Annotated in this window: 14 protein-coding genes; 9 read left to right on the forward strand and 5 right to left on the reverse strand. The window is 57.2% G+C overall.

Annotated elements, in window-relative coordinates; all coding sequences use genetic code 11:
- Positions 1-76: 76 nt before the first annotated feature.
- The 3 genes from flbT to RAL88_RS06820 all read left to right on the forward strand — a co-directional run bounded on the left by flbT (position 77) and on the right by RAL88_RS06820 (position 1,224).
- Positions 77-502 (forward strand): flagellar biosynthesis repressor FlbT, encoded by a 426-nt coding sequence (gene flbT / locus RAL88_RS06810; protein WP_306268220.1) that lies wholly within the window; start codon positions 77-79, stop codon positions 500-502.
- Positions 453-812, forward strand: coding sequence for a flagellar biosynthesis regulator FlaF (gene flaF, locus RAL88_RS06815; RefSeq protein WP_306268221.1), 360 nt, complete (start codon positions 453-455; stop codon positions 810-812). The genes flbT and flaF overlap by 50 nt, the downstream gene beginning before the upstream one ends.
- 109 nt (positions 813-921) lie before the next feature.
- A complete protein-coding gene (locus RAL88_RS06820) occupies positions 922-1,224 on the forward strand; it encodes a hypothetical protein (protein WP_306268222.1) in 303 nt (100 codons plus the stop codon).
- 48 nt (positions 1,225-1,272) lie between these two features.
- Here RAL88_RS06820 and RAL88_RS06825 read toward each other — a convergent pair whose 3' ends face one another.
- The 4 genes from RAL88_RS06825 to RAL88_RS06840 all read right to left on the reverse strand — a co-directional run bounded on the left by RAL88_RS06825 (position 1,273) and on the right by RAL88_RS06840 (position 8,240).
- Positions 1,273-2,772, reverse strand: a complete 1,500-nt coding sequence (locus RAL88_RS06825; RefSeq protein ID WP_306268224.1) for a flagellin — start codon at positions 2,770-2,772, stop codon at positions 1,273-1,275.
- Between the two features lies 1 nt (position 2,773).
- A complete protein-coding gene (gene flgK, locus RAL88_RS06830; protein WP_306268225.1) occupies positions 2,774-4,642 on the reverse strand; it encodes a flagellar hook-associated protein FlgK in 1,869 nt (622 codons plus the stop codon).
- Positions 4,643-4,697: 55 nt separating this feature from the next.
- A complete protein-coding gene (locus RAL88_RS06835) occupies positions 4,698-6,698 on the reverse strand; it encodes a flagellar hook-basal body complex protein (protein ID WP_306268226.1) in 2,001 nt (666 codons plus the stop codon).
- 261 nt (positions 6,699-6,959) lie between these two features.
- Entirely contained in the window at positions 6,960-8,240 is a 1,281-nt protein-coding gene (locus tag RAL88_RS06840; RefSeq protein WP_306268227.1) for an FAD-binding oxidoreductase, read from the reverse strand.
- A 97-nt stretch (positions 8,241-8,337) separates the two neighbouring features.
- Between RAL88_RS06840 and RAL88_RS06845 the strand changes: the two genes are divergently transcribed.
- The 6 genes from RAL88_RS06845 (at position 8,338) to RAL88_RS06870 (ending at position 14,641) form a co-directional block, all read left to right on the forward strand.
- Positions 8,338-9,645 carry a hypothetical protein gene (locus tag RAL88_RS06845; protein WP_306268228.1) on the forward strand — a complete coding sequence of 436 codons (1,308 nt, stop codon included), beginning with the start codon at positions 8,338-8,340 and terminating at the stop codon, positions 9,643-9,645.
- A 3-nt stretch (positions 9,646-9,648) separates the two neighbouring features.
- Complete coding sequence (locus RAL88_RS06850) at positions 9,649-10,512, forward strand: ATP-dependent Clp protease proteolytic subunit (RefSeq protein ID WP_306268230.1); 864 nt, start codon at positions 9,649-9,651, stop codon at positions 10,510-10,512.
- 31 nt (positions 10,513-10,543) lie between these two features.
- A complete protein-coding gene (locus RAL88_RS06855; RefSeq protein WP_306268231.1) occupies positions 10,544-11,074 on the forward strand; it encodes a histidine phosphatase family protein in 531 nt (176 codons plus the stop codon).
- A gap of 206 nt (positions 11,075-11,280) precedes the next feature.
- Positions 11,281-12,735 carry a YcjX family protein gene (locus tag RAL88_RS06860; RefSeq protein ID WP_306268233.1) on the forward strand — a complete coding sequence of 485 codons (1,455 nt, stop codon included), beginning with the start codon at positions 11,281-11,283 and terminating at the stop codon, positions 12,733-12,735.
- Positions 12,732-13,748: a YcjF family protein gene (locus tag RAL88_RS06865; protein WP_306268235.1), complete on the forward strand. Its 1,017-nt coding sequence runs from the start codon at positions 12,732-12,734 to the stop codon at positions 13,746-13,748. The genes RAL88_RS06860 and RAL88_RS06865 overlap by 4 nt, the downstream gene beginning before the upstream one ends.
- 32 nt (positions 13,749-13,780) lie before the next feature.
- The gene (locus RAL88_RS06870) at positions 13,781-14,641 is read left to right on the forward strand and encodes an acyl-ACP thioesterase (protein ID WP_306268237.1); all 861 of its coding nucleotides are present in this window, start codon (positions 13,781-13,783) and stop codon (positions 14,639-14,641) included.
- A gap of 7 nt (positions 14,642-14,648) precedes the next feature.
- Here RAL88_RS06870 and RAL88_RS06875 read toward each other — a convergent pair whose 3' ends face one another.
- Complete coding sequence (locus tag RAL88_RS06875) at positions 14,649-15,875, reverse strand: multidrug effflux MFS transporter (protein WP_306268239.1); 1,227 nt, start codon at positions 15,873-15,875, stop codon at positions 14,649-14,651.
- Between the last annotated feature and the right edge of the window lie 2 nt (positions 15,876-15,877).

Raw genomic sequence — 15,877 nt, forward strand, 5'->3', positions numbered from 1 at the left:
AAAGGCAGGTGCCCAGGCACCTGCCTTTTTGGTATGCGTTCCATTTTGCTGTAAACAGGCGCGAAAGGACCGGTCAATGTCACTACGTGTTGAATTAAAGCCTTTTGAAAAGATGATTATCGGCAAAAGCGTCATCACCAATGGCGAGCAGCGCACCAAACTGACAATCGACGGAAACACGCCCATTTTGAGGGCCAAGGACATCGTCCTGCCGGAACACGCCGATACGCCGGCAAAATGCGTCTCGCTTGTTGTGCAGACCATGTATCTGTCTGACACACCTGAACAGCATCACTCTGATTATTTTAAACTAATCAATGAGATAGTAGCTGCCGCACCCAGCACTATCGGCTACATAGAGACAATAAATAACCTCATATTAACCAATGAATTGTACAAAGCAATCAGGGCAACTAAAGCTCTGATAGCGTATGAGGGGGAGTTGCTGGCATATGCAACAGGCAGCGCAGATTTACCAGAAGACACAGCAGGCAACCGTTAGCCCGCGCCAGTTGGAGGCGCGCCTTTTGCTGAAGGCGGCACACCGGCTTGAAGACCTGAAGAATAATGAAATACTGGATCGCGACACCATGCGCGAGGCACTCGCCTACAACAAAAAAATCTGGACCCTGTTTGTCACCGCAGTCACCGAGGAAGACAGCCCCCTGCCAAAGAATATCCGCGAAAATATTGCCAATCTTGGTATTTTCGTTTTCAAGCAGACCCGCGTCGCCGAAGCCCGGTCCGATACCTTGGCTCTGAGCACTCTGATTTCCATAAATCGCGAAATAGCTGGCGGTTTGCGCAGCTAGACCGTTTCCTGTTTAACGGGTCATTTCACCGGGTTTGCGCGTTCCGCAGCGACGCGCATTCCCCGCCGTTTTACCGGACCACCGAAGTTCCAAATCGAGGAGACAGGTGATGCTTGACGCCAAGATTGAAATTGAAAACGTCAACACACCGGGACGAACAGTGAATGTCAACCGCGCCAAATACTCAGCAATGCGTGACGCGCTTTTAGCTGTTCTTCCGGACCAGACGCCTGGACTGAAAGTACCTGACGCGAAATCCGCGCTTCTGCCCCACTTGCCGGAGAACCTTTTTCCGATGGGAGAAACAGCTGGATGGTGGCTGAAGGCGGTTCAACTCGATCTGGAGGCGAAAGGCGTCATCAAGCGCGCCCCGAGCAAGCCGGTTCAACTCTATCGAACTGCAGCGATATGACGGCCATTGCAGCTATGGCCAGGCCTGCCTCGCTTGGTCAGCGGCCGGCTAAATATAGTTCACCAGAGACATGTTGAACAGAATTGAAGTCGCGCGATAGCTGGCTTCCAGCCTGGTTTGCTGGGTCAGCAGACTGACCGAGACTTCACTCAGATCCGCGCTTTCAATGCCGTCGATCAGGGTCTGCAGCGTTCCCGATTTCACGGTATGGCGATTGCTGGCATTGTTCGCCGCACTGCGCGCCGCACCCAGCTCTCCGGCAATCTGCTCCAGCTTCTGCACACCCGCCGGATAGGAGGTACTTTGCAGCGTTTTCCCCGCCAGAATGCTGTACCGGTTTTCATCATCCTGGTTACCTTCCGTATAGGTGCCGCTGGAAAACACCGCCAGATTCTGCACCAGCACCCGGAAAGCTTCCTCATTTGCCCGCGCGCCATAGGATATGGTCAGCCCGTCATCAATCCGCGCGGTTGCAGTATTGCGCGCCGGATCGGTCCCATTGTCACCCTTGTACCAGAACACCGTATCGCTTTCGGTGCCCGCGCGCAGCGCCGTTGCTGTCGCGAAAGGCGGTCCGTCGATGCGTTGCGGTGCGCCGCCATTTGCAGTGTCAAAAAAGTCGGTGCCCGCTGCCATCGCCGAGGCGGCACCCAGCTCGATTCTGCTGACTTTCCGCAGGCTGTCCGTCAGTGCGGCTGCTAAATTCGCTGCCGTCTCATCCGCGCTCGCTCCGATTTCAAATTTGCCATCGCCGCCCTGCCCCGCTCCGGCTGCGACCAACTCGACGCTCTTGGAAGTGCCGTCCGGCAGGATCAGATTGATTTTCAATGTCTGACCCGCACCAGGCTGAGCTGTAAAATCGATGTCGAATGTGGATGGTGTTCCCGATGGCCCGGCAACCACCGTACTGCTGAGACCATTGTTGACGCTGCCGATCTTCAACCCGAACGGATGCACGCCATCTTCAGCCAGTCGCACCTGGTTTGCTGCCGGCTGGCTGATGTCAAGTCGCCCGGTGCCGCTGTCACCGCTATCGGCCAGCAATCTTTCATTGCGGTGCTGTACAAAGCCGGCACGATTGCCCTCACCATCCATAATTGCATTGATGGTTTCAACCGGCTTGCCGGTAACATCCTTGCCGGCAAACAGATGCCGCCCGCCGGCTTCGGAATTGAGCATCGACAAGGTTTCGCCAAGAAGATTATAGGCTGTGGCCTGGCCCTGAGTCCGGCCGTCACCCAGTAGCTGGTAAATATTGGGATCCATGCTGCCGCGCGCCTCGGTGGCGACGCCATCCAGACGGGTCAGGACTTGGTCGGTAATGCTCAACCGCAGTTCCACCAGCGTTATGCTCGAGTGATAGGATTCAAACCGCGCCAGATCACCGCGAAACGCGACAGACAGGCTGCGTTGCGTGCCAAGGCCGGCATAAGTTTGCGATTTCCGCCCCGTTGCAAGCTGCTGCTCCAGCCCCTGCATGCCCCGGCGCAACTGGATAATTTCCCGGACAACACCGGACGAGCGCGAACCGACAAGTGGATCAACCATGTTATATCCTCAAGACCGCGGCCAGCAGTTCCTGAACCACCTGCATGACACGGGCATTTGCTGCATAGGACGTCTGCAATTCGACCAGTCGGGCCATCTCGGCATCAATTGAGACTTCGGTTCCCTCTGCGAAACGGTTTTCCAGAATATTGACGACGCTGCGCTGGCTGTTCGCATTGCTCGTAGCCTGCGCAGCCTCAGCACCACGAACCGAAATGATCTGATTGACGAATGATCCAAGCGTTCCGGTGAACGGCGCGGAGGTAGTGCCTATACCGCCATCAGCGGTAAAGGAATTTACAGAACTGGTGAGCGCATCGAACATAAACAGCGGGCGCGTGGAATCGCCATCCAGCGTCGCCGGGCTGGTGTCATAGACGACAAGCCGTGAATTGTCTTCGATCAGGTTTGCGTTCACCGTGATGCGGCTTGCAAATCCGGTAAATTGCACTCTCCCGTCAACGGAATTGGAGAAGGGTTTGCCCCCGCTGTCAACAAAGAACGGCAGCGCTACCCCTTCACCGGTCAGGGATGCAGTACTGATTTCAGCATTAACGCTGACAATATCAACCGCATTAACCACGCCGTCATCAAGTATTCTGATGGTATTGCCACCCTCATCGGAAACCTGAAACCGGCCTCCGAGCACCGATTGCATCTGCGCTGCGACAGACCCCATGCCACCAGAAAAATCCAGCCCGACAACGCTGTCATCAGTTCGTCCGGTGAAACTGCCGGACAGGGGCAGAGACGCGGGGTCATCGACCCGCACAAAGCTCACCGTACTGGTCTTGCCGCTGGTAGCATCAGTGTAGCTGAAGCTTGCGACATTTCCCGGCTGCAGCCCACTCAGGTCCAGATCGAATCCGGCTTGTGTTCCCGATGTGACTGCGTTCCCCGGCTCGCTGCGGTTGCCCATCGCCGAAGCCATCGCCGATGCAAACTGATCCAGTTGTGCCTGTGCTTCGACCAGAATACCATCTCTGAGATCGCGTGCGGCGGCAATCGCGCCACCGCGCAGCAGGCCCGGCTGCAACAGATCCACCTTGGATCCGCTGATGCTGGTCATGCTGATTGTGCCAACGCTGCGTTCATCCGGATTGATGCTGTATCCGGCCTGCGGCGTCATCTGGCTGCGTCCGTCAAATTCCAGGACAACAGGTATACCGTCAAACAGGCTGGCTCCTCCTGACGTGGTGATCCGCACGCCCCCCCGGTCATTTTCCGCAACGCGCACATCCATATAGTGCGACAACTGATCGATATAGATATCCCGCTGGTCCTGAAGATCCGCAGTGCCGCTCGCGCTGGTGGAGTTGGTCAGGATCTGGTCGTTGATGCGTTTGATATTCTGCAGTGCAGCGTTCATTTCATCCACACCATTGCGCATGAAAGTCTCATTTTCCTGGCGCATCGCCTGGATATCGGCACTCAGACTGTTGAGCTGGCTTGCAAGCACCCGGCCGGACGTCAGAGCCTCCGCCCGGGTCACATAGCTCTCCGGAGTTGTGGATAGTCCTTCCAACGCACCGGTAAAATTGCTCAACAGGGCATCAATCCCGTTGCTGCTGCCCGGTGTTCCCAGCAGTTCATCAAGCCGTGACTGGTAGGAACTGATCCGGTCTGCATATGTGCTGCTGGCACTTTGCGTGCGCAGCTGTGCCTGTATCGCCTCATCAAGAGAGCGCTGTATACGGGTCGATTCAAGGCCGATAACCCGGCCGTTCTGAACGATTGATGACTGATCAAGCGTCTTTGCGGTGTAGCCTGGTGTATCGGCATTGGCAACATTGGTTGCCGCAAGCTGAAGTCCGCGCTGATTCGCGTTCAGCCCGGAAAGGGCCATGGAAAGCGCTGACGACAGACCCATTTCTATTGCCTCCTGATGGGGATCATGTCCACACCTTCACCGCTCCGATTTGTTGCTACCGCACCATATTCAGCGCTTCCTGAAGCATTTCATCCGCAGTTGAAACGATCCGGGAATTTGCCGAGTAGGCCTGTTGGGTGACAATCAGCTTGGAAAATTCATCAGCAATATCGGTGTTTGAATTTTCCACCGACTGGCCGACAATTGCGCCTGTCGAACCGAGTATCGCCTGACCGGATTCCGAAGTTGCCTCAAAGGCACCACCATCCAGCCGCAGCAGACCGTTATCCGCATTGAATGAGACCAGCGGGATATCCACAATATTGAGGCTGAGACCATTGGAATAATTCGCAACAATTGTGCCGCCATCGGCCACCTGAACGCCAACCAGCTCGCCGGATGACAGGCCATCCTGTGAAAAATCATTGACCTGCACATTGCCGTTCGGATCATCATACTGGGTCAGTCCGCCGACACCGTGAACCAGATTGATGTCGCCCAGGGTGTTGCCATCGACCACCAGGCCACTGAGTGTAATCTGGCTGATGATGGGATCCAGAGTTCCGTTGGAACCGAATGTGTAGTCCTGGCCGATATTGCGCCACTGGGTCTCTGTCCCCGTGGCAGCCGGATTTTCCAGATAGAACATGTTCCAGGTTTCGGTTCCGCCATTATCCTTGCTGTCCACCTTTGCCCAGCGGAATTGCATATTCACCGGGGATCCGTTTTCATCAAATACGGTAATCGCCCCGCCACTGACCGAACTGCTGATAAAGGTAGAATTGTCATTGGCTACAACCACGCCGGCGGCCGGAAGATAATCACCGGCTGCAACGCCGAATTTACTCGCATTCGCTGTACCACCCACGGCCAGCGATGCTGTCGACGAAATTGCGACAATGGAAATATTCCCTGTCAAAGTGTCAACGCTTGCGGACACACCGGACAGGGCTGCAAGAGCGGAATTCAATTCGTCCAGCGTCGAGACTTCGCCGGGACCGGTTCCAAAAGTAATGGTTTGCGCCCCGGCCTGGGCAACTTCAACTGTCAGTGTCTGCCCCTGCGACACAGCATTTTGTGACAACAGGTTGGTGGCTCCTGTACTACCCGCCGTAAGGCCGAGTTCGTTGAGGATCGCCGTCGTCGACCCACTGCCGATATCAATGTTCGTATCCGCATCCGCCGAAGTAAGAACGAGTTCATCGGACGTGCCCAGGCTGGCCGTGATGCCTGTCGTGCCAGTGAGAAGATTGATCGAGGCCTGCACGGTCGCGGCATCGTCGGTCGAATTGATGGTTATGCTGCTGCCGTTCAATTCCAGCGTGCCTCCGCTGGAAGACAGGGCCGAAATATCCGTTGTGCCGGACGCGGCAGCCTGTGCATCTGGCGCCAGCAAGGCGCCGTTTCCGGTAACCGTGCTCGCCGCCGTTGAGGAGGCTCTCGGATCAGCGGAAAAATTGATCGGATTCAGCAATTCGCTGTTTGGAATATCCGCATTGGCATTGCCGGTCAGCGGAAAACTTGCAAGGTTGGCGCGGTACTCGATTTCCTGGGTGGCACGGGCCGGCAGGAAGTCGTTCGACAACTGGATGAGATCAGGCACGCTGCCGACCGGATTCCCGGTGGCTGGATCCAGTTCCAGCCCTTTCAGATAGTAACCTGATCCATTGACCAGATATCCTTCTGCATCGATCGTAAAGTCTCCGCGCCGGGTATAGACATCAGTTCCTGAAAACAACGCTCTGTTGTCACTGGTGCTGACCTTTTCCTGAACCAGGAAATAACCATCGCCGGCGATTGCCATGTGAGTGTTGATCGAGGAGGCGGAAATATCGCCCTGCACCGTTGCCGTGGAGCGCGAAAACATCGAGACCGACCCGGCGGTTTGGTATTTCGGACTGTTTGAGCCACCAGTCACCAGATCGGAAAACGCCGTATCCTGACGTTTGAAGGCCGTGGTCTGGGAATTCGCAATATTTCCCGAAATATTTTCCAGCGCAAACGACTGTGCCCGCAAACCGCTTACCGCAGTATTCAAAGCCCCAAAAATACCCATGACAGTTCCTCTACTTTACCCAAATGGATGGCAGCCCTCCAACGAATGTCGAAGATGACAATCGGCTGCTGATCCTTTTTGTATTTCAAGTGTCGTGCCAGTTTTTTAGTCTATTAAATCAATGCCTTAAATATACCCGGTCAATGAAACGGTAAAAATCACCCTGCAATTTTTGCGCACAGGCCTGCAATTTTTGCCGCTTGCCCGGAGGCTGAAGCCAGTGGCTGCGGTCATTTGCATGAGGCTGCAGACCGCATCAGCTCACTTCGCACGGCGTTCCTGCCAGCGATCTTTCAGCTGCATTCCCCAATAAATCAATTGCGTTCCGGCCCGTCCGGCCGGGCCACCGCCCCAGCGCGCCTTGAACGGTTCAAACAACCGCCAGCGGTCATCGCCATGGGTCAACGCAGCAGCAACCATATCGGCCCCCATGGCGGTCGTGCTGAGGCCATGACCGCCAAACGCAGTGCAGGACCACAGGCCAGGTTCCAACTCGCCGATAATCGGCATCTTGTGAACCGCATAACCCATCAGCCCTGACCAGGCGTGGCGAATTTCCAGATGCGACAATTGCGGATAAATCTCGACGATCTGGCGTTTCAGCAGTTCTGCCAACCGGTGCGGCTGGGATTGTTGCGTGGTGATGCGGCCGCCCCAAAGCAGGCAATCCTGTTCGATACGCCGATAATAATCGCTGGCCAGCCTTGTGTCGGATATGGCACCACGAAACCGGATTGCCTCATCAAGCGCTGCACCAAGCCCGACGCTGCTGACCACATAGGTTGCAACCGGCAGAATGGCGCTGGCGAGCGGTCGATAGAGCGGTCCCAGATAGGCCGATCCGGTCAGCACCACCTGCTTTGCGGCAACGCTGCCCTGCGGCGTAGTAACCAGCCAGCCGGCACCGGATTTTTCCAGCTTAACTGCTGGCGTCTCTTCAAACAGGGTGACATCGCCTTGCGTCGCCAACAGCTGTTTCAGCCCCTGCGCATAGGCCAGCGGATCAATCGTGAACGTATCAGGATCAAACAATGCATGATGATAGGTATCACTGGTCAACTCTGCTGCAAGTTGTTCGCCAGAGAGCACAAAATATCGCCTGTCGTGAACCTTATTCATATACTCGGTCAGGCGTTGCAGCTGGTCCGGCGCGTTGTAGCGCAACACTTGCAGGCGGCCCTCGCCCTGAATGACGCCGTCCATCGCCGTCGCCCGTGCCCGTACGAACTCGGCACCCTTGACGCTTTCTGCATACAACGCCTTGGCATGATCCCTGCCAAGCTTCCGGTCCAGGACACCCAGCGATTGGGCAAATCCCGGCGAGACAAATCCGCCATTGCGCCCGGACGCGCCCCAGCCGGCTTGCTCAGCTTCCACGAGGACGCAAGTTTGCCCCTGCTCGCCCAAGCGCAGCGCCAGAGTGAGGCCGGCAAGCCCTGCGCCAATAATGCAGGTGTCGCTCTCTATAGTCTCCTCCAAAGCCGGCAGCGGTACGGGCTTTGGCTGCAGACGCTCTGAATAATAGCTCACCGGATAAGTCATCGAATTAGCCATGTTGCATAAAAATTAAGGACAACTCGCCACGAATTTGGCTTAATCGCAAGGACGAATGGTAACGATCCGGTTTTGAGAGGCAATAATGGCAAGAGCACTGCGCAATGGCGTAACGGCGCTGGAGGCAACGACGAAGGTCACATTGGCCATTCTGGCGTTGGCCAGTGGTATCTACACCTATCTTGGTGTGCGCGGTTTGCTGGATGGCACGGCCAATCTGGTATTTTTCGGCGCGGTGATTTATTCCGTTGCGGTCTCCGTTGGGATTTATGCCTTCTGGTCCTATCTTATTCGCTTTGCACCTCACCTGCGCACCTCCTCCGGGCGTGGCCTGCTGTTCGCGGCCATTGGCCTTGGCAGTGTCATGATCATCGCCATGTCATCCTGGCTGAATGCCGCCGCCCTTGCTGGCAGTGCAGCGCTGGAACAGCATCTGGCAGTAACCATCGAGGATTACCAGCAGGATCTGACCGAGGCGCATAATAATGCGCTGGCGGCACAAAGCCTGTTACCGGATATCCAATTGGCGGCAGATCGATTTCAGCGTCTCTCGCGCGAGGAAGAGGCGTCAGGAGCGCTCACCGGCACATCCGGCTCCGGCACCGTGGTGCAGTTGCTGCGGCAGATGTCGACCCAGCTTGAGGGTCTTGCCAGAGAGATTGAAGCTTCCCGCACGCCGGTAAAACAATTGTTCGAGCAGGGCGGCGAGCAGCTCAACCGGATGCGCCGGCTGGTCTCGGCCGCCGGACCCATTGCCCCGCGCAGCGATGCCTTTTCGGAGGAAGTGGTTACGCTGACCGGTGTTATATCCGCGCTTCAGGAAACTTCGATTGCACCGGCGGTCAGACGAGCCGCTGACGATCTGACCCGCACCTTTATTGCGCCTGTGGCAGATGGCCGATCCCGTGATCTGGCCCTGCGCCAGAATGAGGTGGTGGACCGCGTGCAAAATGCGGTGGCCGGTCAGGGCGAAGCGCTGTCCCAGGCTGCCAACGAAATTCTGAGCCGCGAAACAGTCAAGCCCAAGCGCTTTGTGCCGCTCTCCGCACCCGAAGCAGTGCTGCGCTATGCCGGGGATTTCCTGCCCAGTTGGGCCGGTGCCATCTCGATCGATCTTTTGCCCGCCGTGTTGATTTTCATTCTGTGTATCGTCCACGCCGCAATTCGCCGCGAAGAAGACCCGGATGCGTTTGAAAATACCATGACCGCAGCGGATATGGTGCAGGCACTATCGCTGTATGATCGTCTGCAGGATCACCGCCGCGATCGCCTGCGCTCTGAATTTGACCGTGATCGCAGCCGCGAAGACCCTGTCCCCGATGAGGTGCAGCCCGATGATCCAAAGATCGCGCAGATCAAGCCGATTGATGAACGCGGACCAAGGCGGCGCTGATTGATGAGTTACACCGAGACAGACCCGGCCAGCGATGCGCACGTCAAAACCGCGTCAGAACGGATTCAGGACGGTCTGCTCTGGCTTGTGTTTCTCGCCATGATCTCTGCTGCTGGCTATGTGCTGATGCTGGATTACCGCTACCTGCAATATGAAGACCGCCTGGCCGGTATTGAAGACACGCGCGAACCAGTGCCGATGATGCCGGTCAGTCCCAGCGATCAGATCCGGCCCTATGTGCCCGGCTCGCGCCCGGTCGGGCCCAGCCGGGAGGCACCCGATCTCAGCCCGTTCGAAATTTCACCTGATATGCCGGAAAGAGAGCCGATGGTGTTCAGGCGCGATGGCAATGGCGTTTTGCTGGCATTCGGCACCATTACGCCAGGCACGGCTGAAATCTTCGAACGCGCGCTGCTTGACCTCAAGGAGCCCGTCACGGAGATTGTGCTGCATTCCCCCGGTGGCTCGGTTCAGGATGCCCTGAGCATGGCGCGGCTGATCCGCGACAAGGAGTTGAACACACGAATTATTGCCAATGGCTATTGCGCCAGCTCATGCCCTCTGGTGTTTGCCGGCGGCGTAAAACGCGAAGCCCACGAAACCGCTTGGATTGGCGTGCACCAGGTCTATGCGCCGCCAAGCACCTTCGGCAGTATCCAGCAGGGCATGGATGATGCGCAGAGGATCAGCGCCCAGACCCAGCAGGCTCTGCTCGATTTCGGCGTCGATCCGGCGCTCTGGATCAAGGCCATGGAGACACCGAAGGATCAGCTTTATGTGTTGACGGCGCATGAATTGGAGGAACTGAAGCTGGCGACCAGCGTAGAATTCGAAGTCGGCAATGCAAAAGGCTCGAACCCTTCATGAAACTATCGTATTCTGCGCTCTATATACTCGCATGACCCGTTTGATTCTGATGCGCCACGCCAAATCCTCCTCGAGCGATCCGTCCCTGCCCGATCATGACCGGCCGCTCAATCAACGCGGACGTCACGCTGCGCAACAAATGGCAGATGAACTTGTCCGGCGCGGCTATGTCCCCGATGCAATCATCTGTTCAACCGCGCTGCGTGCCCGCCAGACACTGGCGCCCCTGCTGCAAATGCTCAATGGCTCGGTCCACCTCACCATGTCGCGCGCTCTTTATGAGGCACAATCAGAACATTATCCGGGCCTCATTATGGCAGCTGGCGCAAGCGCCGGACAGCCTGATACCACACCAGGCACTCTGATGCTGATCGGCCATAATTTTGCCATTCAGGATGTTGCGCTGGCACTGGCAGGAAACTGCGATACGCCGCAATACAAAAATCTGAAATCAAAATTTCCCACGGGAGCAGCCGCTGTGCTGGACTTCGCCCGAGGTCTTGCAAACTGCACCCCGGGCAGCGGCACTTTGTCTGCGTTTCTGCGTCCCCGCGATCTATAAGTCACATAACAATTTTGCAACCGCCGCATCGCGTGCCTAAATGCTGTAGGGTCTGGACTTAATCAGGACTGTGTATTGGTGACTATGATATTGCCCCGCGTAAAAGCGCGATGGCTGTGGAAATCGCCAGGTTTTCAAGCCTCTGCAGCGCAAATCTGCAATCCCGTTTAAGTCCAGACCAAAGAGCCCGCACAGGAGTAACAAGCTTGAGTCTTTTGGATATTCTGGATGAGGCTGCCCGCGCCACCCGCGACCAGGCAGAAACGCTGAAGAATGACTATACAACTCCGACCGTGCGTCTGGGTGTCACCGGCCTGTCGCGAGCCGGAAAAACCGTCTTTATCACAGCGCTTCTGCACAATCTGCTCGAAGGCGGCCGGCTGGCGCTGTTCGACGCGCAGGCCAGAGGCCGCATCGCCAGTGCCTCACTGCGGCCACAGCCCGATGATGGTGTACCGACATTCGACTATCGCGCTCATGTCCGTGACCTTGTCAGCAAGCGCCTTTGGCCATCCTCGACCCGGCAGATCAGTGAAATCCGGCTGACCCTGATTTTTGAATCCGAAAGCCTGTGGACGCGAATCTTCAAGGCCAGCCAGATACATCTGGATATTGTCGACTATCCCGGCGAGTGGCTTCTCGATCTGACCCTGATCGACAAGGATTTCGCCACATGGTCCAAGAGCGCATTGCGGTTGACACAAAAACCCGACCGGCAGGATCTGGCTCAGGACTGGCTGATTTATCTCAATACTCTGAGCCAGGAACCGGACGATGCCGAAGCCAGCGCACAGATCGGTGCGGCGCTGTTCACAAAATACCTCGCTGACTGCCGCGCCGGGGATCGCGCCCTGTCGATGCTGCCGCCGGGGCGCTTTTTGATGCCGGGCGACATGGCAGGCTCACCGGCACTGACCTTCTGCCCGCTGCCTGTGGCCTCAAAAGCCGGCGCGCCACAACTCTATGCGCTGCTTGAGCGCCGCTTTGAGGCCTATAAGAGCCTGGTTGTAAAACCGTTCTTCAAAGACCATTTTGCCCGGCTCGACCGGCAGATTGTTCTGGTCGACGTGCTCAATGCCCTCAATGCAGGACCGGATGCAATTCACGATCTGGAAGAAACCCTGGCAGATGTGCTGCGCGCATTCCGGCCCGGCCGCAATTCCTGGCTGGCTGGCATTCTGGGCAAGCGGATCGACCGGGTGTTGTTTGCTGCCACCAAGGCCGATCATGTGCATCACAGTGACCATGATCGGCTGGAAGCTATTCTCGACCATTTGCTGCAGGACGCAGCCAAACGCGTCAAATTCTCCGGTGCCGAGACAAAAACCATTGCCATTTCTGCGGTTCGGGCCACCAGAGAAGCCCATCTGGAAGTTGACGGAGATCGCGTCCCGGCCATTCTCGGCACGCCGCTTGCCGGAGAAACCGCTCATGGCGACACCTATGACGGCACCCAGGAGATTGCCCTGTTTCCAGGCGATCTGCCGGATGATCCGCAAGCCATTTATGCAATTCGAACCACGCCGGACGAAGATCCGCTGCGCTATCTGCGCTTCAAGCCGCCAAAACTGGAGGAAACGGCTGAAGGTCTGACCCTGTCGCTGCCTCACATAAGGCTGGATCGCGCTCTTGAATTTCTGTTGGGAGACAAACTGGCATGACCCGACCGACAGACAACACCGGCCCGACCCGGACCCGCAAACCAAGTGCACAACTGCTCAGCGAAGCCCGGCTCGTAGAGCCGCCAGCCTCGTTGCCTGCCGTCTCCGAGCCGAATGCGGCCGCACCACCAGTTAAGCCTAAAGCGCGCAGATTTTCATTGGGAAAACTGTTCTGGACCAGCCTGACAGGCCTTCTAGGTCTGGCCTTCGGCCTGTGGCTGGACGGGTTGATTGCAGATCTGTTCTCTCGCGCCGACTGGCTTGGCTATGCAGCCATGGCGCTGTCGCTGCTGCTGGTCGTTGCCCTGCTGGCGCTGGCTTTGCGCGAATTGTCGGCGCTGGCCCGCCTCAAGACCATGCACCGCTTGCAGCAACGCGCAGCCTCGGCCTATTCCGAAAACGACCTGCCAAAAACACGGATCGTTGTAGGCGATTTGCTGTCGCTGTATCAGGGTCGCGCCGACACCGCGCGCAGCCGTGGGCAACTGAAAAACCAGTTGGATGATGTCATGGATGGCCGCGATCTTGTCAAACTGGCTGAACGGGATCTGCTTGGTGCAATGGACGCCAGAGCCAATGCCATCATTCTCAACTCGGCGAAACGGACGAGCATCGTCACCGCCATCAGTCCGCGTGCGCTGATTGATGTGCTGTTCGTCGTTGTCGAAAACGTGCGGCTGATCCGCCGCCTGTCACAACTCTATGGCGGCCGTCCGGGATTTTTCAGCTCCTGGCGTCTGGCCCGCGAAGTCATCGGCCACCTGGCTCTTACCGGCGGCTTATCGGCGGGTGACAGCCTCATCCAGAATGCGCTCGGCCACGGCCTTGCTGCAAAAGTCTCCGCCCGCCTTGGTGAAGGCGTCATCAATGGCATGCTGACGGCGCGGGTCGGACGCGCGGCCATGACCGTCTGCAGGCCGCTGCCGTTTCTGGCCGGCAAGCCACCCAGCCTGAAAAGCATCTTCAGCGAATTGACAAAAACCGCATCCCGCCAACACGATGAGCCGGATTAAAGCTCAACTCTTTCATACAGGATAATCGACAGGTGAATGAGGTTACACTTCGCTCCACTGTGAACACATGGCAGTGCGATGAGAATGCGCATATGAATGTGCAGTTCTATTTTGCGAAATTTGACGATGCCGACCGCGTATTCCGCGACCGGTTTGCCCTGCCCTCGCTGAGCCGCGCAATGCGCCTCACCCGCCATGTGCGCTATCACCGGGAAGCGGCGGCGGCGGCCATGATCGAAGTTCGCTCCGCCATAGTGCAGCGCGACGGCAAACCGGCAGCGGTGCGTCATCAGATGACCAGCGAGCCCGGCCATGCGGTCATTGCGACGGCGCTTGATACCTATCAGCCCGATGCGCTTGCGCAGATATCCGCCAGGCTGCAAGTGCCGACAGTCGATTGGGACGACATATCCAACGCCCTGCCCCGCGGACTGGACATCGCCCCGTCCGGCGAGGACAGCGACACCTCAACGCGGTCCGGGATTGCAACCTATCACGGTGTGTTGCATCCGCGGGATTTTGCTGCCGATGGACACCTGCTCGACCGTGCCGTCATCTCCTGTTTTACCGATGCTGCACCTCATGCCTGGGCGGCAGGCGGCATTGAACCGGCCTGGTTGCAGCAAAATAAGTTCGGCCGGGTCGCCGTTGAAATGAAATTGACTTATGGCGCTGTGCCAAAGCCGGGCGCGATCGTGTCGTTGGAAACGGCATTTCTGGCAGTCGGCAACACAACTTTTACGCTGCGCCACACGCTCACCAGTTCAGGGCGGATTGTCGCCTATGGTGAGCTTGTCAGCCTGATGATGGACCTTGATCTGCGCAAGGCGGTTCCCCTGCCGGAGCGGGCGGACCAGATGCGCCAACTGGCAGCAACCCGATTCTCGCAATAAGGCATTATTAGACCAGCTCGCTACTGCTGCTTCTGACCAGCAGGACAAGGGCGAAGCCGGCAATTCCGGCAAACAGAAAGGCGACGGACAGGGGCACCACGCTCAGATCATAAAACCGGCCCAGCACCACCGCGATGATGACAGCAATCAGACTGGAAAGACCCGAGGTCAAAGAGGCCCCCAGACCGGCCACCCGGCCCAGAAACTGCATCGCCATCGCATTCAGATTGCTGAACAGAATTGCAAAACAGAAAAACTCTGCTGCGCAGATCAGCATGAACAGCAGAAACGGCGGCTGACCGTCATAGAGCAGGGATACCGCCAGCAGACCAGCGCTCAGCCCGGCCATGGCCGCAAGCGCCAACACTGCCAGACGCTCCATGCCGAAACGTATCACCAGCAGACTGTTGAAAAACGACGCAAATCCGATACCGGAGGCCAGCATGGCGAAATAAAGCGGAAACATGTTACCCGCGCCATATATATCCTGAAACACCGATTGTGCAGTGCTCAGATAGAGCAGTTTACCGCCAAAAACCGCGCCAAGCGCCACGACATAGGCCATCACCCGCCGGTGTCTGACAATCAGCCAGCTATTGCGTGCCAGCAATCGCAGCGACAGGGGAATCCGGCGTTCAACCGCAAGCGTTTCACGTTGCCGCGTCATCAGCCACAGCGACACGATCAGCCCCAGGGCCAGATAGACCAGAAATATCGCCCGCCAGTCTGCGACCGACATCACCAATTGTCCGAAGGCAGGTGCCAACATCGGCACCAGCACAAACACCATGTAGATATACGACATGATGCGGGCCATCTCATCGCCGGAGAACTTGTCCCGAATCAGCGCCCGTGAGCCGATTTTGGGACCGGACACGCCAAAACCCTGAATGATCCGTCCAAGCAGCATCTGCTCCATTGACGATGCAGTCATGGCCAGAATCGTCCCGGCACAGAAAATCGCCAGACCCAGCAAAATGGTCTTGCGGCGGCCGATGGCATCGGACAGCGGACCGAACAGCAACTCGCCAAACACCATTCCAAAAACGAACAGTGAGATCACCAATTGGGTGTTTTTCGCGTCAGACACAGCGAGCGTCCGGCCAATTTCGCCCAAGGCCGGCAACATCGCGTCAGTCGCCGCAGCTGTCAGTGAAGTGATGAGCGAGAACAGGGCGATGAATTCAACCGTGCTGAGCGGTTTTTCCGCGCGCGCACTGTGGTCAACCGCCATCA

This window comes from Pararhizobium sp. IMCC3301, assembly GCF_030758315.1.
GTDB lineage: Bacteria > Pseudomonadota > Alphaproteobacteria > Rhizobiales.